General features: G+C 47.4%; 2 protein-coding genes. Both read left to right on the top strand.

Annotated elements, in window-relative coordinates:
• Positions 1-343 precede the first annotated feature (343 nt).
• Complete coding sequence (locus tag DWV53_RS15935) at positions 344-433, top strand: smalltalk protein (RefSeq protein ID WP_153081463.1); 90 nt, start codon at positions 344-346, stop codon at positions 431-433.
• 16 nt (positions 434-449) lie between these two features.
• Positions 450-718: N-acetylmuramoyl-L-alanine amidase (locus DWV53_RS15420; RefSeq protein WP_181992526.1), on the top strand; the 269-nt coding region annotated here is incomplete at its 3' end.

Raw genomic sequence — 718 nt, 5'->3', positions numbered from 1 at the left:
ACATCACAAGGCGGCAGCACCGACGGAACAGGCGACAACGGAGACGGTCTGGAGTAGTAATCCATCTCTCAAATATGCGAAACGACAGAAGAAGGAAGGAGTGAACTGACCGGCGACAGGGATATTCCGAAGGCACAAAGCGGCTGGTTTTCATCCTGACGATTACGGATAAACAGCAAATCATAATGACCCAAGAACCTGCCTTTTACGGGTATCCGGGCTGGCAGTTCCTCCCCCGCCCTTCTTCTTCCAGAAACGCTTACTGAAACTAAATTTCAACCACTAAAACAAGCATGTGACTATCATTATCCACTTAGTATTAATCATTAAAAAACAAAGCAAAATGAAAAAAGTAAATTGGAAAAACATCATCAACTTCCTCATCACGGTATTAACAGCTGTAGCCAGCTCATTCTGTGTACAGAACTGCTAAAAGAAGGGAGGTTGCCATGACACAGAAACATCGTAGCATTTCACTCATCGTGATCCACTGTTCTGCCACGAGAGTGACTCAGGATTTCACATTCGAGCAGTTGGAGGCCTGCCATCTTGCCCGCGGTTTCAAGAGTATCGGCTATCATTATTACATCACGAAGGATGGTGTGGTATATCCGGGTCGTCCGGAATCGGAAGTCGGAGCCCATGCCCGTCATTACAATGCCCACAGCATCGGCATCTGTTATGAGGGAGGTCTCGACAAGAACGGCAAGCCTGCCGA

The organism is Segatella copri, from assembly GCF_003465495.1.
In the GTDB taxonomy this organism is placed as follows: Bacteria; Bacteroidota; Bacteroidia; order Bacteroidales; family Bacteroidaceae; genus Prevotella; species Prevotella copri_G.
This window is presented reverse-complemented; position numbering and strand designations above follow the sequence as displayed.